19 protein-coding genes are annotated in these 19,922 nt (G+C 74.8%); 10 read left to right on the plus strand and 9 right to left on the minus strand.

What is annotated here, in order from left to right:
• Position 1 precedes the first annotated feature (1 nt).
• Both C8E97_RS17090 and C8E97_RS17095 read left to right on the plus strand, forming a co-directional pair.
• Positions 2–1,024 (plus strand): hypothetical protein, encoded by a 1,023-nt coding sequence (locus tag C8E97_RS17090; RefSeq protein ID WP_121006628.1) that lies wholly within the window; start codon positions 2–4, stop codon positions 1,022–1,024.
• The gene (locus C8E97_RS17095) at positions 1,011–1,562 is read left to right on the plus strand and encodes a hypothetical protein (RefSeq protein WP_121006629.1); all 552 of its coding nucleotides are present in this window, start codon (positions 1,011–1,013) and stop codon (positions 1,560–1,562) included. Before C8E97_RS17090 ends, C8E97_RS17095 begins: the two co-directional genes overlap by 14 nt.
• Before the next feature lie 297 nt (positions 1,563–1,859).
• Here the strand turns inward: C8E97_RS17095 and C8E97_RS17100 are convergent, their stop codons facing one another.
• The gene (locus C8E97_RS17100) at positions 1,860–3,317 is read right to left on the minus strand and encodes a M1 family metallopeptidase (RefSeq protein WP_121006630.1); all 1,458 of its coding nucleotides are present in this window, start codon (positions 3,315–3,317) and stop codon (positions 1,860–1,862) included.
• Positions 3,318–3,556: 239 nt separating this feature from the next.
• Here C8E97_RS17100 and C8E97_RS17105 point away from each other — a divergent pair, with 239 nt between their 5' ends.
• Genes C8E97_RS17105 through C8E97_RS17115 form a run of 3 tightly spaced genes read left to right on the plus strand, consistent with a single transcriptional unit; the run spans position 3,557 to position 6,629 of the window.
• On the plus strand, positions 3,557–5,188 hold the full coding sequence (locus C8E97_RS17105) for a PP2C family protein-serine/threonine phosphatase (RefSeq protein WP_342776226.1): 1,632 nt from the start codon (positions 3,557–3,559) through the stop codon (positions 5,186–5,188).
• The gene (locus C8E97_RS17110; RefSeq protein WP_121006631.1) at positions 5,185–6,279 is read left to right on the plus strand and encodes a cobalamin B12-binding domain-containing protein; all 1,095 of its coding nucleotides are present in this window, start codon (positions 5,185–5,187) and stop codon (positions 6,277–6,279) included. Before C8E97_RS17105 ends, C8E97_RS17110 begins: the two co-directional genes overlap by 4 nt.
• Entirely contained in the window at positions 6,276–6,629 is a 354-nt protein-coding gene (locus C8E97_RS17115) for an STAS domain-containing protein (RefSeq protein ID WP_121006632.1), read from the plus strand. Before C8E97_RS17110 ends, C8E97_RS17115 begins: the two co-directional genes overlap by 4 nt.
• A gap of 76 nt (positions 6,630–6,705) precedes the next feature.
• Here C8E97_RS17115 and C8E97_RS17120 read toward each other — a convergent pair whose 3' ends face one another.
• Together C8E97_RS17120 and C8E97_RS17125 are read right to left on the minus strand one after the other, a co-directional pair.
• Entirely contained in the window at positions 6,706–7,056 is a 351-nt protein-coding gene (locus tag C8E97_RS17120; RefSeq protein WP_121006633.1) for an STAS domain-containing protein, read from the minus strand.
• Positions 7,057–7,120: 64 nt separating this feature from the next.
• On the minus strand, positions 7,121–8,164 hold the full coding sequence (locus tag C8E97_RS17125) for an LLM class flavin-dependent oxidoreductase (protein WP_121006634.1): 1,044 nt from the start codon (positions 8,162–8,164) through the stop codon (positions 7,121–7,123).
• A 254-nt stretch (positions 8,165–8,418) separates the two neighbouring features.
• Between C8E97_RS17125 and C8E97_RS17130 the strand changes: the two genes are divergently transcribed.
• Together C8E97_RS17130 and C8E97_RS17135 are read left to right on the plus strand one after the other, a co-directional pair.
• Positions 8,419–9,555 (plus strand): polysaccharide lyase family 7 protein, encoded by a 1,137-nt coding sequence (locus C8E97_RS17130; protein ID WP_121011693.1) that lies wholly within the window; start codon positions 8,419–8,421, stop codon positions 9,553–9,555.
• A 63-nt stretch (positions 9,556–9,618) separates the two neighbouring features.
• Entirely contained in the window at positions 9,619–11,343 is a 1,725-nt protein-coding gene (locus C8E97_RS17135; protein WP_147455151.1) for a serine/threonine-protein kinase, read from the plus strand.
• A gap of 51 nt (positions 11,344–11,394) precedes the next feature.
• On the opposite strand, the gene C8E97_RS17140 is transcribed toward C8E97_RS17135, so the two are convergent.
• Positions 11,395–12,177, minus strand: coding sequence for an MBL fold metallo-hydrolase (locus tag C8E97_RS17140; protein ID WP_121006636.1), 783 nt, complete (start codon positions 12,175–12,177; stop codon positions 11,395–11,397).
• Positions 12,178–12,267: 90 nt separating this feature from the next.
• On the opposite strand from C8E97_RS17140, the gene C8E97_RS17145 reads away from it, so the two are divergent.
• On the plus strand, positions 12,268–12,861 hold the full coding sequence (locus C8E97_RS17145) for an ABATE domain-containing protein (RefSeq protein WP_121011697.1): 594 nt from the start codon (positions 12,268–12,270) through the stop codon (positions 12,859–12,861).
• 129 nt (positions 12,862–12,990) lie between these two features.
• On the opposite strand, the gene C8E97_RS17150 is transcribed toward C8E97_RS17145, so the two are convergent.
• The 4 genes from C8E97_RS17150 to C8E97_RS17165 all read right to left on the minus strand — a co-directional run bounded on the left by C8E97_RS17150 (position 12,991) and on the right by C8E97_RS17165 (position 16,136).
• The gene (locus tag C8E97_RS17150) at positions 12,991–13,482 is read right to left on the minus strand and encodes a metallophosphoesterase family protein (RefSeq protein ID WP_121006637.1); all 492 of its coding nucleotides are present in this window, start codon (positions 13,480–13,482) and stop codon (positions 12,991–12,993) included.
• Positions 13,483–13,546: 64 nt separating this feature from the next.
• A complete protein-coding gene (locus C8E97_RS17155; protein WP_121006638.1) occupies positions 13,547–14,536 on the minus strand; it encodes a DUF3558 domain-containing protein in 990 nt (329 codons plus the stop codon).
• 211 nt (positions 14,537–14,747) lie between these two features.
• The gene (locus tag C8E97_RS17160; RefSeq protein WP_121006639.1) at positions 14,748–15,347 is read right to left on the minus strand and encodes a phosphoribosylanthranilate isomerase; all 600 of its coding nucleotides are present in this window, start codon (positions 15,345–15,347) and stop codon (positions 14,748–14,750) included.
• A gap of 54 nt (positions 15,348–15,401) precedes the next feature.
• Positions 15,402–16,136 carry a PaaX family transcriptional regulator C-terminal domain-containing protein gene (locus tag C8E97_RS17165; protein WP_246018946.1) on the minus strand — a complete coding sequence of 245 codons (735 nt, stop codon included), beginning with the start codon at positions 16,134–16,136 and terminating at the stop codon, positions 15,402–15,404.
• Between the two features lie 102 nt (positions 16,137–16,238).
• On the opposite strand from C8E97_RS17165, the gene C8E97_RS17170 reads away from it, so the two are divergent.
• Both C8E97_RS17170 and C8E97_RS17175 read left to right on the plus strand, forming a co-directional pair.
• On the plus strand, positions 16,239–17,891 hold the full coding sequence (locus C8E97_RS17170; protein ID WP_121006640.1) for an acyl-CoA dehydrogenase family protein: 1,653 nt from the start codon (positions 16,239–16,241) through the stop codon (positions 17,889–17,891).
• A gap of 156 nt (positions 17,892–18,047) precedes the next feature.
• Positions 18,048–18,929, plus strand: a complete 882-nt coding sequence (locus tag C8E97_RS17175) for a helix-turn-helix domain-containing protein (protein ID WP_246018947.1) — start codon at positions 18,048–18,050, stop codon at positions 18,927–18,929.
• A gap of 65 nt (positions 18,930–18,994) precedes the next feature.
• Here the strand turns inward: C8E97_RS17175 and C8E97_RS17180 are convergent, their stop codons facing one another.
• Positions 18,995–19,906 carry an NAD(P)-dependent oxidoreductase gene (locus tag C8E97_RS17180; protein WP_121006641.1) on the minus strand — a complete coding sequence of 304 codons (912 nt, stop codon included), beginning with the start codon at positions 19,904–19,906 and terminating at the stop codon, positions 18,995–18,997.
• Between the last annotated feature and the right edge of the window lie 16 nt (positions 19,907–19,922).

The following is a 19,922-nucleotide window of genomic DNA, read 5'->3' on the forward strand; positions in this document are numbered from 1 at the left end:
CATGGGCAGTGCGACCGACCAGGGCGTCGTGCGGGAGATCGAGGTCAGCCGGTCCGCGCTGCGCAAGGCCAACCCCTCGTCGTCGGGCCACTCCGCCGTCGTGTGCGTCACCCGGCGCGGCGAGTACGTCACCGTCCAGGGCAGGCTGACGATGGGTGAGCTGTGGCTGACCACGCCCAGGGAGATGTACGTCGTCGACATCTCCGCCCGCGAGGACGTGTTCAAGGTCGACCTGCCCTCGCAGGAGGAGGCGTTCTCGTTCGCGGCGAACCTGCGGGTCAGGTGGCACGTGGCGGACCCGGTGGCGGCGGTGCGCGCCCGGCTCGGCGCGCCGCAGCACTCCGTCAAGCAGCAGGTGGAGGTGCGGCTGCGGGAGGTGTCGCGGCTGTTCGACCTGGAGAGCAGCGCCGCCGCCGAGCGCCGGATCAACCTCGACCACGAGCACCTGGAGATCCCGCTGCACAACGGCGTCGTGGTCGACGGCTGCCGGGTCGTGCTGAGCCTGGACGCCGAGGCGCGCGAGCACATCGCCAAGCGCACCCGCGCCCGCTGGACCCGCGAGGACCTGGCGATCACCGGCGAGACCGAGCAGCAGTCGCACCTGCTGGAGCTCCAGCGCACCTCGTTCCAGCGGGAACTGGAAGCCCTGCGGGAGAAGCACGAGATGGACCTGAAGATGCAGCGGATGTCCGTCTACGCGGACGCCCTGCGGACCGACAACAACAACCTCCTCGCCCTGCGCCTGGCCGGGCACGGCGAGGACGTCAACGACGTCATCGAGATGATCATGAAGCAGCGGCAGTTGGAGTTCAACGGCGCGAGCGCCGTGCTCAACTCCCTGCTGGAGGCGAACCTGGTCAACCGCAAGGACGTGGCCGCGATCATGGCCAACGCGAGCAACATGGTGATCGACCAGCTCGGCGGCCCGAAGGGCCTGGACAAGGCGGCCGAGCCGCGCCCGGCGGTCGCCGCCGACGCCGTGCGCGCGGACCGGGTCGAGGAGGACGACGATGACGACCGGTGAGGTGGTCAACCCGGTGGCCGACGTGCCGCTGGTCGGCGGCCTGCTCGCCGTGCTGGACGAGTTCGCGGCCGGCCTCGGCGTGCCGTTCTGGCTGCGTGCGCTCGCCGAGTGCGCCCTGGTGGCGGTGGTGGGGTTCGCCGTGCTGCGCCTGGTCGCGACCAGGGTGCTGCCGTGGGTGGGCGAGGCGCTGGTCCGCCCGGTCGTGCTGGTCACGGCGGCGGTGCGGGCGCTGCTGCTGCTGGTCGACCTCGGGATCAGCCGGGCGGTGCGGCGCTTCGGCCGCGTGCCGCCGGAACCGGTCTACGCCTACGGCACGGCGGTGATGGCGGTGCTCGACGTCGTCGAGGGGTTCGTCCGGGCCGGCCTGCCGAAGCTCGCCATCGCGCGGGCCGCGCCGCGCTGGCTGCTGGTCGGCGCGATGGTGATGGCGTTCCTCGCGTGGAACGGCAACGAGTGCGTGCCCTCGGCCGACACGGCCTGCGTGAGCCCGGTCAACCACTGGACCACGTCGTTCGAGGCGTGGGTGGGGACGCGGTAGCGGCGGGTCCGGCACGCCTCTTGGGGGAACGATCGCCGGCGGACCGGTGCGCCGACCCGGTGCTCCGGCCCCGTGCGCCGGCCCGCTCCGGCGAGGGCGCGGGGCGGCCGGTTCCCGAAGGCGCGGCTCGGGTGCGGGGCCGGGTCGGTTTCCGGCGGGCGCGGGACCGGGCGACCGGGGTGGGGCCCGTCCGACCGCTCGCGGCGAGCGGGCCCCGTGCCGGTCAGTCGCGTGCCGGCCGACGCGTGCCGGTCAGTCGCCTCTCGGCCGGTGGCGTGTCGGTCAGTCGCGTGCCGGTCAGCCGCGTGCCGGTCCGTCGCGGTGGATGCGCGCGAACGACTTCGGCTCGCTCGTCGTCAGCGACCGCGCGCCCACCGGCGCGGGCTTGCCGGGGGAGTGCACCCACGTCCGGAACAGGTCGTCCAGGTCGCGCCCGGTGATCTCCTCGGCCATCGCGACGAACTCGGCCGTGCCGGCGTTGCCGTGCTCCTTGGTCGAGGCCCACGTCCGCAGCAGCGCGAAGAACGTCGCGTCACCGATCGCCGCCCGCAGCGCCTGCAGCGCCAGGGCGCCCCGCTCGTGCACCGCCGCGCCGTACAGGTAGCGCGGGGTGGGGTCGGCGACCGCCACGTCCCAGACCTCGTGGTCGGCGGGGTAGTACCGGTAGGTCCAGTCCGCCAGGTCCTGCGCCGTGCCCTCGCCGACGGCCTCCGACCACAGCCACTGCGCGTAGGTCGCGAAGCCCTCGCTGAGCCAGATGTCCTTCCACTGCCGCACCGCCACCGAGTTGCCGAACCACTGGTGCGCCGTCTCGTGCACCACGACGTAGTCGTTCGGGCCGTCCTGGAACGCCCACGCCGGGTAGGCCGGCCGGGTCTGGGTCTCCAGCGTCGACGACAGGTACGGGCTGACCACGCCGCCCAGCTCGGCCATCGGGTAGTAGCCGAACCTGCCCTCCAGGAACCGCACGACCTCGCGGGTCCGCTCCACGCTGGCGCGGGCCGCCGGGCCGCGCGTGCCCAGCGCGTCCGAGTACGCCGTGACGACCTGCTTGCCGGTGTCGGAGTAGCCCCGCCGCACGTCGAACTGGCCGATCGCCAGGAACGTCGCGTAGGTGGTCTGCGGCTTGCCGCTGAACCACGACCAGTTCGTGCGCCCGTCGCCCAGCGGGAACGTGCCCACCAGCTCGCCGTTGGAGATCGCCTCCACCCCGTCCGGCACGGTGATCACCACGTCGTAGGTGGCCTTGTCGCTCGGGTGGTCGTTGGCCGGGTACCACCAGGGCGACATCGACGGCGCGGCGACCGCCAGCGCGCCGTCCGGGGTGCGCTTCCAGCGCGTCACGGGCACCTCGGCGTGGGTACGCGACGGCGACGCCGAGTAGGTGAACACGAAGGACAGGTCGGTGCCCGCCGGCACGTCGCCGCCCGTGCCCACGGTCAGCTCGGTGCCGTGCTGGGCGAACCCGACGTCGCGCCCGTTGACGCGGGCCGTCAGCAGCGGCAGCGCGAAGTCGAAGTTGACCGACGACACGTCCCGCGTCGTGACCGCGTTGACGACGGTCCGCCCGGTCAGCACGTCCGTCGCCGGGTCGTACTGCAAACCCAGGCTGTAGTGCCGGACGTCATACCCGGCGTTGCCCGCACGGGGGTAGTACGGGTCGCCCAGGCCCGGTGCACCGGGCTCGGCGGCGTGCGCGGGCGTCGCGCCGAGCGCCAGTGCCGCGACGACCAGTCCGATCAGCGTTTTTCGCAAGTTCGTCCTTCCTCGACCGGAGGGCGGGAACGGCCCTCCGGGGACAAGACGCCGCCGGGGACGATCTTGTTGCCTCGGTGCCGCCGGCCGCTTCGGGAGTCCCCCGGTCGCCCTCCGGCGGCCGGTCTGGCAACCTGGGGGTTCCTGCGAGCGGGGTGACCCGCGTGGTCCCGCCCTGCTCGCGCCCGGCAACCGAGCCAGTGAGACGGGGTGCGGCCCGAACGGGCCACGTGAACGTGGTGGAGACCAGTCGTGCGGTCCGGCGGCCGGCCGATGTCCGGGAGGACACCGGCTGGGCGAGCGCGCCCTGCCCCGTGGTGTCGGTCGACGCAGGCGGCACCCTCCTGGCGTTGAACGAGCCCGCGCGCGGCGTGTTCCCCGCCGCGGCGGCCGGTGGCGCGCCGGCCGAGGTGTGCGCCGCGTGGCTGGCGGGGGCGCACCGCCCGCCCGTCGGCGGTCGCGGCCCGGTCACGGGCCGGGTCGGCGACCGCAGCTTCGAGGCCCACCCGGTCGACCACGCCGACGGCGCGGTGACGTGGTGGCTGGTCGAGGACACCGACCTGCGGCTGGCCAGGGAGGCGCTGCGGGTCGAGCGGCAGCGCGCCGCCGTGCTCGGCGAGGTGTCGACGAGGCTGCTGACCTCGCTGAACCCCGAGCGCTGCATGCAGGTCACGGCCGAACTCGCGGCCGGCCACCTGGCCGACGCCGCGTGGGTGGTCGCGCCCGGCGGTCGACGCGACTTCCCGGTCACGCGGTGCGTGCGCGGCGGCGAGGCGGTGCACGAACGGCTCCGGATCGACCCGGACGAGGTCGCCGGCCTCGCCGAGGCGCTGGAGGGCTTCCCGCCGGTGCCCGCGCGGTGGATCGAACCGTCGTCCGCGCCCGCCTGGCTGGTGCCCGAGGGGTTCGGCGAGGTCGGGTCGATCGTGGTGACGCCGCTGCCCGGCCACGGCGTGCCGGCGGGCGCGCTGATCCTCCTGCGCCGCACCGAGCAGCGGGTGTTCACCGATGAGGAAGAGGTCTTCGCCCGGCTGTTCGCGGCCCGCGCCGGCGCGGCCATCTCCTCCGCGCGCCTGTTCGCCCAGCAGATGTCCATCACCGACACCCTGCTGCGCGAGCTGCTGCCGCCCAAGCTGCACCGGGTCGACGGCGTCGAGTTCGCCGGCCGGTACCGCCCGTCGCTGGACACCGAGCGCGTCGGCGGCGACTTCTACGACATCCACCCCGCCACCGGGGGCGGCGAGTCGCTGGTCGTCCTCGGCGACGTGTGCGGCAAGGGGCTGGAGGCGGCGGTGCTGACCGGCAAGGTCCGCACCACCCTCCAGGCGCTGCTGCCGCTGGCCTCCGACCACCCGCGGATGCTCCGCCTGCTCAACGACGCGCTGCTCAACAACCACGACACCCGGTTCGTCACGGTCGCCCTGGCGTCCGTGGCGCGCGTCGACGACGGGGTCCGGCTGCGGCTGACCACCGGGGGCCACCTGCCGCCGCTGGTCGTGCGCGCGGGCGGCGAGGTGGAGGAGGTGCCCGCGCACGGCACCCTGATCGGCGTGCTCCCCGAGATCGAGGCCACCACCGTCGAGGTCGTCCTCGGCCCCGGCGAGACCTGCCTGCTCTACACCGACGGCATCACCGAGGCCGTCGGCGGGCCGCTGGGCGGGGAGATGTTCGGCGAGGACCGGTTGCACGACGTCCTCGCGGCCTGTGCGGGGATGCCCGCCGACGCCGTCGCCGAGCACGTCCACATGGTGGCGTCCCAGTGGATCGGCGGCGGCAGCCACGACGACATCGCGGTGCTGGCGATCACCGCGCCGCGCGGCAGACGGCAGGCCCCCGTCGGCGACCACGGCCGGAGCACCCGCACCGCATGACCGCCATCCCCGGAACCCTCGACGTGCACGCCCGCGCGCAGCGGCTGTGGGACGCCGTGGTGGACGGGGACGAGCAGGTCGCGACGGAGGTCGTGCTGGCCGCGTGCGCGGACGGGCTCGACCCGGAGGCGGTGCTGCTGGACGTGATCGGCGCGGTGCAGCGCCGGGTCGGCGGGGAGTGGGCGGCCAACCGCCTGACCGTGGCGCAGGAGCACGCGGCGACCGCCGTCAACGAGCGGGTGGTCGCGGCGCTCGCGAACGCGGTCCCGGCGCCGGCGCCGCACCTCGGCCGCATCACCGTCGCCTGCGTGGACGGCGAGTGGCACGCGCTGCCCGCCCGGCTGCTCGCCGAGGTGCTGCGGCGGCGCGGGTTCCGCGTCGACTACCTCGGCGCGCAGGTGCCCGCCCCGCACCTGATCACCCACCTGCACGGCACCGGCCCGGACGCCGTCGCGCTGTCCGGCTCCCTCGCGACCCGGCTGCCGACCGCGCACGCCACGATCACCGCCTGCCAGGCCGCCGGCGTGCCGGTGCTCGTGGGCGGCGGCGCGTTCGGGCCCGACGGCCGGTACGCGCGGCTGCTCGGCGCGGACTACTGGGCGCCCGACGCGCGCACGGCCGCCGACGAGCTGACCGCGGGCCCGCTGCCCCGCCCGCGCGGCGACCACCAGCCGATCGACGACCTGCCGCACCTGGGCGACCAGGAGTACACGCTGGTGTCACGCACCAGCGGGCAGCTGGTGAAGGCCGTGTACGCCGGGCTGGAGGCCCGGTTCCCCGTGCTGGGCCGCTACTCCGAGGCGCAGCGCAGGCACACCGTCGAGGACCTCGCGCACATCGTCGACTTCTTCGCCGCCGCGCTCTACACCGACGACGACACCCTGTTCACCGGCTTCCTGGCGTGGACCTCCGCCGTCCTCGACGCCCGCGGGGTGCCGCCCCGCTTCCTGCCGCCCGCGCTGACGCTGCTGGCCGCCGAACTCCGCGACTTCCCGCGGGCCACGCGCATCCTCGGCCGCGCCCACGACCAGTCGACCCGCGCCCTCGGCCTGGCCGAGGGCCCCGAGCACGAGCCTGGACCCGTCGCATGAGTTCGCCACACCAACTGACCTGCACCACCGCCATCGTCGACGCCGACACCGCCCGCATCGCGGTGGCGGGCGAGATCGTCTTCGGCAGCAGCGACGCCCTGCTGCGCGTCGTCACCGAACTGCTCGCCGACCACCCGGTGCGGCGGCTGCGCCTCGACTGCTCCGAGGTCACGTTCTGCGACTCCTACGGGCTGGGCACGCTGCTCGCGGTGCACCGGCGGGTCGGGGCGGTGGACGGCGTGCTGCACTTGGAGAACCGCCCGCCGGCGCTGGACCGCCTCATGCGGCGCACCAACACCTTCCAGCACCTCGTGCCGCCCGCCGAGCCCGAGCGCCGGTCCGACCGCTGACACCCGACCGCTGACACCCGACCGCTGACGGCCGGCGGTGGGCCGGTCACGCGCGTCGTCCCCGGTCCGGCGTGGGTCAGCCCGTCGGGCCCTGCGCGGCGAGGGCGTCGCCCGCCGTCGGGTAGGAGCCCAGCACGCGGTCCAGCCCGGTGACCTCGAACCGGCGGCTCAGCGGTGACGGCACGGCCGCGAACGCCACACCCGCCCCGAGCGCGCGCGCCCGCCGCCAGACCGAGAGCATCGCGCCCAACCCCGACGAGTCGCAGAACGTCACCCCCGACAGGTCCAGCACCAGCACCCGCGCCCCGGCGGTGAGCAGCGCGACCGCGCGGTCGGCGATCCGGGCCGAGGTCGCCGGGTCCAGCACGCCGACCACGTCCGCCACCACCCGTCCGCCGTCGGCGGTGCGCAGGACGACGTCGTCCACGGACCCGCTCCTCTCGCCGCGCCCGGCGTCCCGCCCGTCGGCGCTGCGGAGTGTAGTCGTCCAGTTACGCAGGCGTCACACCGCGGTGGTCGTCGGCAGGTCGCCAGCCGAGCGCCGGGCCGAGGCCGGTGGCCAGGTCGGTGAGGATCTGGACGTAGTCGTCGTGGGCGAACGTGAACGGCAGCGCGAACGCCACCTCGTCGACCTCCCGGAACGCGGCGTGCGCGTGGAGCCGTTCGGCGAGCTCCGCCGACGGGCCGACCAGGTCGGGCGCGTACACCAGGCGCGCCGGCCCGTGCGGCGACGTGGTGCGCGGGGTGCGCCGCCGGACGTACTCCTCGTACTTCGCGCGCTGCGCGGCGGTCGCGCCGTCGGTGGGGATCACCACGAGCCCCTGCGACACGCGGGCCCGCTCGCCGTCGGGGTGGTGGGCGCGGAACGCCCGGACGTGCGACAGCTGGACCTCGGCGAAGTCCTCCGACTCCTCGGCCTTCACCACGTTGCTGGTGAGGAGGTTCAGCCCGTGCCGGCCGGCCCACCGCGCCGACCGCAGGCTGCCGCCGCCGTACCAGAGCCGGTCGGCCAGGCCGGGCGACCGCGGCTCGACGCGGTCGGAGAACACCTCGATCCCCTCGGTGCCGCTGAAGTCGGTGGCGGGTTCGCCGCGCAGGAAGCCCAGCAGCCGCCGCACGCGGTCGTGCCCGAAGTCCTCGGCGTTCGCGGTGTGCGGGTACAGGGCGTCCTTCACGCGGTCGAAGTGCATCGGCGGGCCGACGCTGACGCCGGGGTTCAGGCGGCCGCCGGACAGGACGTCCACGGTGGCGAGGTCCTCGGCGAGGCGCAGCGGGTTCTCCCAGCCCAGCGGGATGACGGCGGTGCCGAGGGCGATGCGGCTGGTGCGCTGCGAGGCCGCCGCGAGCACGGCGACGGGCGAGGAGATCCCGTGCTGGAGGTGCCGGTGCCGGACCCAGGCGCTGTCGAACCCGAGCCGCTCGCCGAGTTCGATGATCTCCAGCGTCGACTCGTGGCCGGGCCGCGGATCGTCCGGGTCGAACAGCCCGATGGTGAGGAATCCCAGCTTCCGCAACGGTTCCGAGGGCAGCGGCACGGGGTTCCTCCCTGGTCGGCGACGTGCTCCGGAGTGCCGAGTCTGGCAGGCCGGGCAAGGGCGGGCGGGCCTGTTCCACGGGCTGAACGACCCCGCCGCACGGGGTAACGTGATCGGGATGCCCGCGTGCGCGGGGTGTCGGGCGGACGCGTCGAGTGGCGACCGCACGTCCGCTCGCTGCCCTTACGCGGTTGAGCTAGGACCCCTCCCGAGCGCGGTTCCCTAGGGTGCACCGGACCCCACGGGAGGCGATGATGAGGAAGATCCTGGCGCTCACGGCCGCGTTCTCGCTGCTGGCGACCGGCTCCGCGGCGGCCGCGTTGCCGGTGAGCGAGGTGACCGCGAGCGACGACGACGGCAACGTGGCCGCGAACGTGCTCGACGACGACCTGGGCACCCGGTGGTCGGCGGAGGGTGACGGGGCGTGGATCCGCTTCGACCTCGGCGCCGTGAGGACGGTGTCGGCACTGGACATCGCGTGGCACAAGGGGGACACCCGGACGTCGCTGTTCGACGTGCAGACCTCCGACGACGGCACCGCCTGGCGCACCTCCGCGTCGGGCGTGACCAGCAGGAAGACGTTGCGGCAGGAGCGGTACGACATTCCCGACGCCTCGGCGCGGTACGTGCGGATCGTGGGGCACGGCAACTCGTCCGGCAACGGCTGGAACTCGATCACCGAGGTGGACGTCCAGGAGTCCGGCGCGCCGCAGCCCTGCGGCGACACGCCCGCGGAGCTGCTGGACCTGCGGAACTGGAAGGTCACGCTGCCGGTCGACAACCCGGACAAGGAGGGCACGCAGCCGCTGGAGATCACCCAGCCGCGACTGGCCGACTACGCGCTCGACCCGTGGTTCGTCGTCGACGAGAAATGCGAGGGTGTCCGGTTCCGCGCACCGGTGAACGGTGTGACGACCCCGAACAGCAAGAATCCCCGCTCCGAGTTGCGCGAGATGAACGGTTCGAGCCTCGCGAGCTGGTCCGCCAAGTCCGGCAAGCACACGATGGTGATCGACCAGGCGATCACCGCACTGCCGAAACAGCGCCCGTACGTGGTGGCCGGTCAGATCCACGACTCCAGCGACGACGTCACGGTATTCCGGCTCGAAGGCGAAAAGCTGTGGTTGACCAAGGGCGACACCACCCACCACAAGCTCATCACCGACAACTACGTGCTCGGTACCCGGTTCGAGGCGAAGTTCGAGGTCAGCGGCGGTGAGGTGCGGGCGTTCTACAACGGGCGACCGGTCGGCGCCATCGACGCCGACTTCACCGGCGGCTACTTCAAGGCGGGCGCCTACACCCAGGCCAACTGCGGCAATTCCACACCGTGCAGCAGCAAGAACTTCGGGCAGGTAACGGTGTACGGGGTCACCGTGACGCATTCTTGATCGACATCTGTTTCGCCTTTTTTCGCATAGTGGCCACTTGTCGGAGTGGCTAAGCTGCGGAGAGTGCGCACGGGCGATATGGTCGACGGCCGTTACCGGCTCGAAGACGCGAGGGGTTCGGGATCGGGTGGCACGGTCTGGACCGCGTTCGACACGAAGCTGAAGCGGAAGGTCGCGCTCAAGCGCCCGCACGGGGCGGTGAGCGCGGAGGAACGCCGGCAGCTGCGGCGGGAAGCCGAGATCGCGGCCCAGGTGCACCACCCGAACCTCATCGCGGTCCACGACTGCGTCGACGACGGCTGGCTGGTCATGGAGCACATGGCGGCGGACAGCCTCGACAAGGCCATCGTCGAGGGCCCGCTGCCGCCGGAGCGGGTCGCCCGGATCGCCATGCAGGTGGCGGGCGCGCTCGCGGCGCTGCACGCGCACCGGATCGTGCACCGCGACGTGAAGCCGGCCAACATCCTGCTCGGCGACGACGACCTGGCGAAGCTCGCCGACTTCGGCATCTCCATCTGGCACGAGGTCACCGGCGCGGACGACGGGCGGATCAGCGGCACGCCCGCCTACACCGCGCCGGAGGTCGCGGGCGGGTCCGCCGCCCGCGAGCCGTCGGACGTGTTCTCGCTCGGCGCGACGATGTACGCGGCGCTGAAGGGGGAACCGCCGTTCGGCACCGGTGACGCGGCCGCGGTGCTCGCCCGCGCCCGCGATGGCGACATCGCGGTGCCGGACGGCGTGCTCGCGCCGCTGATGACCGAGATGCTGGACCGCAGGCCCCAACGGCGGCCGACCGCGGCGGAGGTGCGGCGGCGGCTGGGTGAGATCGTCGGCGACTGGGCGCCACCACCCCCGCCACCCGTCCCCGCGCCGTTCTGGCGTCGCCGCCGCTTCCGGCTGGTCGGCGCGGGTTTGGCCGTCGTCGGCCTGGCGGCCGCGGCGGTGGCCGTGGCGTGGCCGAAACCCGGCCCCGACAGCCTCGTCGGCGACGAGCGCACCGCCGAGCCGTGCGCGCTGCTCCGCGCGAGCGACTTCGGCGAGTTCGGCCCACCGGAGCTCGCACCCGACCGGGGCAACTTCAACCGCTGCGACGTGCTCATCGACGTGCGGGCGAAGGAGAAGATCGACGTCGAGGTCCAGTTGACGACCCTGGTGTCACAGCAGCGGGACGCGACCTGGCCCACCCTCTCGGCACCGCCGTTCGAGGTGCTGGAGGTCCCGTCGGACGACGACTCGGAGTGCAACCGCCTGGTGCTGGTCGACGACAGGTACGGGGTCAGGGTGACCGCCGGGCTGGACGACTCGCCGAAGGACCTGTGCCGCATCGCCGACGTCGCGGTGGGCACCGTGCGGAAGGTGCTCGGCGAAGGCCCGATCCCCCGGCGTGGTGAGGACTTCCCGCCGGGGTCGGCGGCGCGCATCGACGCCTGCGGACTGCTGCCGGACGACGCGCTGCCGGGCCTGACCGGCCGTGTCGACGTGTTCGGCGGCTGGTCGTGCAAGTGGTACACGGCGATCACCGACTCCAAGGTCCACGTGCGTTACGACCAGCACGCCAGCCGCTCCAGGATCACGGGACAGCTGAGGGCCGTGGACGGCCGCGAGGCGTACGTCGAGGATGCCGACGGCGAGTGCACCTACCGGGTGCCCCACCACCCGTCGAACCGGCCCGAGCGCGCCCGGGTGGACGTGCTGATGGTGACGGTGGCGGACGACCAGCCCGCGGACCGGCGGTGCGGCACCGCCGAGCAGTTGACGAAGGTCGCGGCGGCCAACATGAACCGCTGAGCGGGAGGAGCCTCCGGCCCGCTCGACCACGACGCCCGCCGCGCGGTCCGCTCAGCCCAGGTCGAGGCGGTCGGCCAGCCCGGCCGCGGTGAAGGCGGCCACCAGTTCGTCGAGCCCCTCGGAGAAGTGGCTCCAGCCGGTGCAGTGGACCGGGACCACGCGGCGGGCGTCGAGGATGCGGGTGGCCTCGGCGGCCGACGCGCTGTCGAGGACGAGTGCCGCGCCGTCGAACACGACCGGGATGCGCGGCGCGCCGGCGAACAGGATCGCCGTGTCGATCGCGGTGAAGCGCTCGGCGACCTGCCGGACCGCGTCGAGGGAGGCGTTGTCGCCGCTGACGTAGACCGCGGGCAGGTCCGGCGCGGTCAGCACGAACCCGACGACCTGGCCGGTGACGGGTTCGACCTCCTCGCGGGCGCCGGGACCGTGCACGGCGGGCACCGCCGTCACGGTGACCGCGCCGCCGCCTGGCCGGGGCAGCTCGACGGTCTCCCAGTCCGCCAGCCCCTTCGCGGACCCGCCCAGCCGCTGCCCGCCGCCGGGGGTGGTCAGGGTGAGGGGCACGTCGGCGAGCAGCGCGCGGCCGGCGTGGTCGAGGTTGTCCGGGTGCTCGTCGTGGGACAGCAGGACGACGTCGACGCGGCCCAATTCGGCGGGGGTGGCCGCGGGTGGCGCGGTCTTGGCGAGTTCACGGCCGGTGCCCTCCCCGTAGGTGCCGGGGTCGTCGAACGTCGGGTCGGTGAGGAAGGTCAGGCCGCCGTAGGTGAACAAGGCGGTCGGGCCGCCCAGCACGCGGACGGGGAACTGCTCGGTGGTCGTGCCGGTGGATGTCACGGGTCTCGATCTCCTCACGGATGGGAACTTCCCATCCGTGAGGAGACGCTAGTGTTTCTCACGGATGAGCGCAAGCTCTACCATGAGTTCATGCATGAGGACGTCGAGCCCGCGGTCCCGCCCGCACCGGGCGCGGAGCAGTACCCGGCGCTGGACTTCGCCAACAGCGCGGTGGCGCTGCCCGGCGGGCAGTACGCCGACCGGCTCGGCACGCCCGCGTCCGCCGACCGGTGGCTCGCCGACCGGGGTCTCGCGCCGGAGAACGCCGGCCTGGCCGAGATGTGCACGTCCCAGCTCCGCTCGCTGCGCGAACAGATCAGGTCGCTGTTCGCCGCGCGGGTGGCCGGCGTGCCCGCGCTGCCCGCGGCGGTGGCCGCGGTCAACGACGCGCTCACCAGGGTCCCGACCGCGGCCCTGCTGCTGTGGGACGACAAGACCGGCCCGCGCCGCGCGGCGCCGCACCCGGTCGACCAGATCCTCGACCACGCCCTGGCGGCGCTGGCGGCCGACGCGGCGGACCTGCTCACCGGCCCGGACGCGGCACGGCTGACCGCGTGCGGCTCCCCGCCCTGCAACCGCTTCCTGCTGCGCCACGGCCGCCGGCACTGGTGCTCGACCCGGTGCGGCGACCGCGCGCGGGCGGCCCGCGCCTACGCCCGCCGCACCCGCCCGGCGGACGGCTGACGCGTCGCCCGCACACCCCGGCCCACCGCTCCGGGCCGGGCCGCAGGGCGCCCGGGGCGGCCCGTGACGCGCTCTCCGCCGGACAGGGCACGCCGCCGCGCGCCCAGCCACCGTGTCTCGAACTCGTGGTCAGGTGACCGGCACGATGCGGGCGTCCACCAGGCGGCCGTCGTGGATGTCGAGCAGGCCGATGGTGCCGTGCGGTTGGCGGCGGCGGTCGGTGGGTGAGCCCGGGTTGAACACCCGGACGCCGTCGCCCGTCTCGTCCAGCGGGATGTGGGAGTGGCCGAACACCACCAGGTCGGCGGTCGGGAAGCGGCGGCGCATCCGGGCCGTGCGGCCCTTGGCCTGGCCGCTGTCGTGGATCATCGCGACGCGCAGGCCGGCCAGCTCCAGCTCCACCGCCTCCGGCGCGCCCCACGCCGCGACGTCCGGCCCGTCGTTGTTGCCCAGGACCGCGACGACCGGGGCGAACCGCTCCAACTCGGCCAGGACCGGTGCCACGCACACGTCGCCGGCGTGCAGGATCAGGTCCGCGTCCCGCAGGTGCTCGGCCACCGCGGGCGGGCAGGACTTCCACCGGCGGGGCGCGTGGGTGTCGGACACGACGGCGACCTTCATGGGTGGGTCGTACCCGGTCGCGGGCCGTCGGAAGCACGTCCTGCCGCGGTCCACCCGTCGGGCGTCACTTCGGCAGGTGGGACCAGACCTCCGCCGCGATCGCCTTGGCCGCGGCACACGCGTCCTCGACCTGGCTGCCCGTCGGCAGGTTGACGGTCACGAACGCCAGCTCGTGCAGGCCCTCGCCACCGTCGACCGGGATGTGCGCGGTCTCGGCCGCGCACAGCGCGAGGGACGACGAGGACGACTTGCTGATCGTGGTGGGGCGCCCGCCGACGTCCTCCGCCGTCTTGGTCCGGCCGTCCGGAACCGTGGGCACGCCCACCGCGTACGTGACGCGCAGCCGCGGCGGCTGCGCGGAGCCGTCCTTGCTCCACCGGCACTGGTGCGCCGCCGGGTAGGGCTTGACCTTCGGCGACGTCATGCCCGGCACCTTGGCCGCCGTCGCGCTCGACACCGAGGAGCACGGGTCGACGCGGCCCAGCGACCGGGCCGGGAACGTGCGGTGCCCGACCTCCTTGTCCAGCACCCGGTCCGCGACGAGCCGGACGACGTGGTCGGCGATGCCGCACAGCTCTCGGGCGGAGGTCTTGTCCGCGCCGAAGTTGTCCACCGCGACCGTCAGCGTCACCAGGTCGGTGAACACCACCCGCCGGGCGCAGCGGGTCGGGTCCTCCCGCTCGACGGCGATGCGCAGGTCCCGGTACGGCTTGTACTGGGCCTGGATCTCGCCCTCGGAGTCGAGCCGGTCGAGCAGGCCCACGGTGACGTCCAGCTTGGCGTTCGACGCCGTGGTGACCGTGAACGGGCAGTGGTCGAGCGAGTCCGGCTTGGCGGGCGCGGGCGTGCCGTGCGGGGCCAGGTCGGCGGGTTCGACCAGGCTGCACGGGTCGAAGGACGGCAGGTCGCCGAGCAGGTTCGCGGCGGTGGGCACCGGCTTCACGGGTGTCGGGTTCGGCACGGGCACCGGCGATCCGGCGACCTGGGTGGTGCACGCGCTCAGCACCGCGACGAGCACCGCCGCGAGCGGGATCCGGCTACGCGTCCTGATCATGGAATGCAGCCTATTCGACCGCACCGCCGGGATGCGGTGGGATTCGCGCCGGTGGTCGGTCCGGCCGACAGCGGTTGGTGCCACGGGGCTCCGGCCCGGAGGTCCGGTCGGCGGAGGCCGGCGGTGCGGGCCGGGCGCCCCGCGGTGCCGGGGTCGGGTCGTGCGTCGTGCGTCGTGCCGGGCCGGGATGTCGGGCCGGGTGGGGCGTGGTTCACCCGTTGCGCGCGGCGGCGACGAACTCGCGCATCAGGCCGTGGTCCTTGACGCCCCGGCTCGACTCGATGCCGCTGGACACGTCGACACCCCACGGACGGGCGCGGGCGACGGCCTCGGCCACGTTGCGCACGCCCAGGCCGCCCGCGAGCAGCCACCGGCCCTCGGGCCGCGCGCCGTCGAGCGCGGTCAGGTCCCACCGCTCACCGGAGCCGGGCACCGGGGAGTCCAGCAGCAGCATCTCCTCGCCGTGCGCGCCGACCCGCACGTCGGTGCCCGGTGTCAGCGCGACGGCCCGCACCAGCGGCAGGCCCGAGGTCGAGACCTCGTCGAAGGCGGCCTTCGGGTAGGCGCCGTGCAACTGGACCGCGCCGACACCGGACTCGACGGCGAGCCGCCGCACCTCCGCCGCAGGCACCCCGCTGAACACGCCGATGGACAGCACGTGCGGCGGGACCTCGCGCACGAGCCGTCCCGCCGTCGCCGGGTCGACCTGCCGGGCGCTGGGGCTGAAGACGAACCCGACCGCGTCGGCCCCGGCGTCGACGGCGGTCGCGACGTCGGCGGTGGTGCGCAGCCCGCACAGCTTCACGTACATGGCGGTGACAGTAGCGCCGGCGCGGGTCCGGGCGCTCCGGTGCCGGCGGCGTGGTCAGCCGTGCCGCGTGACGCGGGTCAGGTCGGCGAACTCCGCCCGGTACCGGTGGTAGGCCGCCCGCAGCCCGGCCGCGGGCCAGGAGCGGGGCAGCAGGGCCGCGGGCAGGACCGGGTCGGCGAGCAGGTGCCGGACGGCCGCCGCGGCCACGGTGAACCGGTCGCGGGCGCGGTCGGCGGCCTCGAACGCCCCGAGCAGCGCGGTGGCGTGCGCGGACCAGCCGTCCAGGTCCCACAGCCCGCGCGCCAGGTACCCGTGGTCGGTCTCCGGGCGCGCCCGGAACCGCTGCACGACCCCGTCGAGGTCGTCGGTCCGCGCGCGCCGCAGGTTCGCGGGCCGCACCCACACGCCTTCCCGCAGTTCGGCCAGGCGCAGCGCCGCCAGCCGGGCCCGCAGCGCCGCCCGGTCGGCCGCGCCGCGCCCGGTCGCCGTCACGGCGAGGACCTCCCACGTGCCGTCCCAGTCGGTGGTGCTCGGCTCGACCGCGTCGTCCTGCCGCCGCTGCCGCGCCACGAGCCGTTCGCTCAGGCGGTAGGTCGCGTCGACGCGGGTGAGGTCGCCGGCCGCCACCATGCGGGTGAGGGCGACGCGCAACGCGGTGTCGCTGATGTCGAACAGGGTCGCGACGCGGACCAGGTCGCGCGCCGGCAGCTCCGGGGGATGCGTGCCGAGCAGCACGCTGAGCACGACCGACCGCGCGGTCAGCGGTCGCAGTGCGATTTCCGGCGTCACGCCCGTTCCCCCGTTCGCCCCGCTGGATGGTAGCCGTCGAGGTCGCCGCGCCGGGCATTACACTCTTGCTGCGGTTGTCCCATAGCAGTAATACTCGTGGTCATGGCCCTCACCGCGCCGTCCCGCGCCACCCACGAGGTCACCAACCAGCCGCCGCCGACCGCGCCCTACGACGCGTCCGCCGACGCCGCCCTGCTCGAAGGGCTGCGGCGCGAGGGAGCCGGGTGGGCGGAGGACGACGTCCGGCGGCTCGGCGCGCACGCGGGCAGCCCCGAGGCCCAGCGGTGGGCGGAGGAGGCGAACGCGGTCGAACCCGTGCTGCGCACCCACGACCGGTACGGCAACCGGATCGACGAGGTCGACTTCCACCCCGCCTGGCACCACCTCGTGCGGGTCGCGGTGGCCGAGGGCAACGCGGGCTCGGCGTGGGCCGACGAGCGGCCCGGCGCGCACGTCGCCCGCTACGCCGGGCTCCTCGTCTGGGGGCACACCGAAGCCGGTCACGCCTGCCCGGTGGCCATGACGTACGCGGCGGTGCCCGCGCTGCGCCTCCAGCCCGACCTGGCCGCCGGGTACGAACCGCTGCTCACCAGCCGCGTCTACGACCCCGGCCTGCGCGTGCCGACGACCAAGCGCGGGCTGCTGGCCGGCATGGGCATGACCGAGAAGCAGGGCGGCTCGGACGTCCGCACCAACACGACGACCGCGACGCCGACCGGCGAGGACGGCGTGTACGCCCTGCGCGGGCACAAGTGGTTCACCTCCGCGCCGATGTGCGACCTGTTCCTCGTGCTGGCCAGGGCGCCCGGCGGGCTGTCGTGCTTCCTGGTGCCGCGCGTCCTGCCCGACGGCACCCGCAACCCGTTCCTCCTCCAGCGGCTGAAGGACAAGCTGGGCAACCGCTCCAACGCCTCGTCCGAACCGGAGTTCGACGGCACCCTGGCCTGGCTCGTCGGGCCGGAGGGCCGGGGCGTCAAGACCATCGTGGAGATGGTCGACTGCACCCGGTTGGACTGCGTGTCGGGCTCGGCGGCGTTGATGCGCAAGGCACTGGTCGAGGCGGGGCACCACGCGGCGCACCGCAGGGCGTTCGGCGCGCGGCTGCTCGACCAGCCGCTGATGCGCAACGTGCTGGCCGACCTGGCGGTGGAGTCCGAGGCGGCGACGGCGCTCACGCTGCGGCTGGCCGGCGCGGCGGACCGGGCGGTCCGGGGCGACGACGGCGAGCGCGCGTTCCGCCGGATCGCGACCGCCGTCGGCAAGTACTGGGTGACCAAGCGCGCGCCGGCGTTCGCGGCGGAAGCGCTGGAGTGCCTGGGCGGCAACGGGTACGTGGAGGACTCGGGGATGCCCCGGCTGTACCGGGAGGCGCCGCTGAACTCGATCTGGGAGGGCTCGGGCAACGTCAACGCGCTGGACGTGCTGCGGGTGCTGGACAAGGACCCGGCGGCGGCGCGGGCGCTGACGGCGGAACTGGAGGCGGCGCGCGGCGGCGACCCGCGCCTGGACGCGGCCGTCGCGCGGGTCGGCGCGGCGCTCGCCGACCGGGACGGCGCGGAGGTCCGCGCGCGCCGCCTCGTGGAGCTGATGGCGTTGGCGCTCCAGGGTTCGCTGCTCGTCCGGCACGCGCCGGCGGCCGTCGCGGACGCGTTCTGCGGGACCAGGTTCGGCGGTGGCGGCTACGCGTTCGGGACGCTGCCCGCCGGGACGGACTTCGGCACGATCCTCGACCGGGCCCTGCCCGAAACGCGCTGAACCGGCCGGTGTGCGCGCCTGCCGCACCGGGCCGCCTCACCTGCCGCGCCGGCCGGGTCTCAGGTGCGCGCAACCGCCGCCGGAACCGTCCGACCGCCGCCGGGCCGAACCGTCCGACCGCCGCCGGCCGGTTCCGTCCGGGATAGCCTGGACGGCGTGCGGACGGGGTGGGACGGTCGGAGCGGGTGGTCGCCCGACCGGTCGCTGTCCGGCGCGCCGGGTGCTCGCCGGCTGCGGTTCGGCGGCGGCGCGGCCGGTATCGAGCGCATGGAGGCCGCGCTGACCGGCGCGGCGTTCGCGCCGCACCGGCACGACACCTACGCCGTCGGCGTCACGCTGGCCGGCGTGCAGACGTTCCGCTACCGGGGCGCCCTGCGGCACTGCCTGCCGGGGGAGTGGCACGTGCTGCACCCCGACGAGCTGCACGACGGCGCGGCGGGCACCGAGGGCGGGTTCGGCTACCGGATCATCTACCTGGACCCGGCGCTGGTCCAGGACGCGCTCGGCGGACGGCCGCTGCCGTTCGTCGCCGACCCGGTGATCGGGCCGGCGCGCGTGGGCCCGGCGGTGGCCGGTTGGCTCGCGCACATCGACGAGCCGCTGGACGAAGCCGAGGCCGCCGAGGTCACGGCGGCGGTGGCGGACCTGCTGGCCAGGCACTCGGCGGACGGCCCGGCGCGCCGCGCGGCCCTCGACCTGGAGGCGGTGCGGCGGGTGCGGGAGCTGCTGCTGGACGACGTCACCGGCAGGCACCCCGTGGCGGAGTTCGAGCGGGTGTCCGGCCTGGACCGGTGGGCGGTCGCGCGGCAGTTCCGGGCGGCGTTCGGCACGAGCCCGACCCGGTTCCGGACGATGCGGCGGCTGGACCTGGCGCGGCGGCAGCTGCGCGCGGGCCGACCGCCGGGCGAGGTGGCGGTGGCGGTGGGGTTCGCCGACCAGAGCCACCTCACGCGCATGTTCAAGCGCGCCTACGGGTTGACCCCGGCGGCCTGGGCCGCGGCCGTGCGCGGCGCGGCCGCCCTGCCGCGCCCGGACTGATCCGCACCGACGCCGCCGAGGTGGCCGGCGGGACCGGGGCGTCGGCCGGTCCGGGTCGCCCCTCGTCACCCGGACCGACCGGCCGGCCGCGACCCGACCGGGTCGCGGCCGTTCCGCGACCTGGCCCGGATGGCCCGGACCACCGCCGCCATGTCCTCACCGCCGTGCCCGAGCCCGACGGTCTCGGCGAACAGCGCGTGGCACACGTCCAGCAGCGGCGACGCGACGCCGGCCGCGCGCGCCGCCTCGGCGATGAGGCGGTTGTTCTTCAGCACGTCGAGCGCCGCCGCCTGGACGGTGAAGTCGCCCGCCAGCAGCTTCGCCGCCTTCGCCCGCGACACCGCGGACGCCATCGGCCCGGCGTCGAGCACGCGCGTCAGCACCTCCGGGTCCAGCCCGTGCGCCTCGGCGAACCCGTACGCCTCCGCCAGGCCCGTGACCAGCGTGATCAGGTGCAGGTTGACGGCGAACTTCATCAGCAGCGCGCCGGGCACCGGTCCGCAGCCCACCACCTCCGCGCACATCGGCGCGAGCAGCGGACCGACCCGGCCGTCGTCGTCACCGGACACCATCGCGACGAGCGAACCGGCCTCGGCCGGGCCGCGCGACCCCGAGACCGGCGCCTCCACGTAGCCGCCGCCGACGGCCGCGACCTCGGCGGCCAGCGCCGCGGAGTACGTCGCCGACACGGTGCCCATCTGCACGACGGTCCGGCCGCGGCAGCGCTCGGCGAAAGCCGCCGTGCCGCGGGCGAGGACCGCGTCGACCGCCTGCTCGTCGGCGAGCATCAGCAGCACCACGCCCGCCTGCTCGAACACCTCCGCCGGCCCGGCGGCGACCCGCGCCCCGGCGGCGGCGACGGGCCCGCACCGGGCGGCCGTGCGGTTCCAGACCACCAGCGGCGCACCGGACCGCGCCAGGTTGACCGCCATCGGCTGCCCCATGACGCCCAGCCCGATGAACCCCACGTCGACCATGCGCGCTCCTCCCGTG

The sequence above is a fragment of the Saccharothrix australiensis genome, assembly GCF_003634935.1.
Taxonomy (GTDB): domain Bacteria; phylum Actinomycetota; class Actinomycetes; order Mycobacteriales; family Pseudonocardiaceae; genus Actinosynnema; species Actinosynnema australiense.

What these genes read in the sequence shown, in the direction of transcription:
- C8E97_RS17150 (WP_121006637.1), bottom strand. Translation starts at nt 13,482, where the DNA reads ATGAAGGTCGCCGTCGTGTCCGACACCCACGCGCCCCGCCGGTGGAAG.
- C8E97_RS17110 (WP_121006631.1), top strand. Translation starts at nt 5,185, where the DNA reads ATGACCGCCATCCCCGGAACCCTCGACGTGCACGCCCGCGCGCAGCGG.
- C8E97_RS17145 (WP_121011697.1), top strand. Translation starts at nt 12,268, where the DNA reads ATGCATGAGGACGTCGAGCCCGCGGTCCCGCCCGCACCGGGCGCGGAG.
- C8E97_RS17155 (WP_121006638.1), bottom strand. Translation starts at nt 14,536, where the DNA reads ATGATCAGGACGCGTAGCCGGATCCCGCTCGCGGCGGTGCTCGTCGCG.
- C8E97_RS17130 (WP_121011693.1), top strand. Translation starts at nt 8,419, where the DNA reads ATGAGGAAGATCCTGGCGCTCACGGCCGCGTTCTCGCTGCTGGCGACC.
- C8E97_RS17160 (WP_121006639.1), bottom strand. Translation starts at nt 15,347, where the DNA reads ATGTACGTGAAGCTGTGCGGGCTGCGCACCACCGCCGACGTCGCGACC.
- C8E97_RS17170 (WP_121006640.1), top strand. Translation starts at nt 16,239, where the DNA reads ATGGCCCTCACCGCGCCGTCCCGCGCCACCCACGAGGTCACCAACCAG.
- C8E97_RS17115 (WP_121006632.1), top strand. Translation starts at nt 6,276, where the DNA reads ATGAGTTCGCCACACCAACTGACCTGCACCACCGCCATCGTCGACGCC.
- C8E97_RS17180 (WP_121006641.1), bottom strand. Translation starts at nt 19,906, where the DNA reads ATGGTCGACGTGGGGTTCATCGGGCTGGGCGTCATGGGGCAGCCGATG.
- C8E97_RS17090 (WP_121006628.1), top strand. Translation starts at nt 2, where the DNA reads ATGGGCAGTGCGACCGACCAGGGCGTCGTGCGGGAGATCGAGGTCAGC.
- C8E97_RS17095 (WP_121006629.1), top strand. Translation starts at nt 1,011, where the DNA reads ATGACGACCGGTGAGGTGGTCAACCCGGTGGCCGACGTGCCGCTGGTC.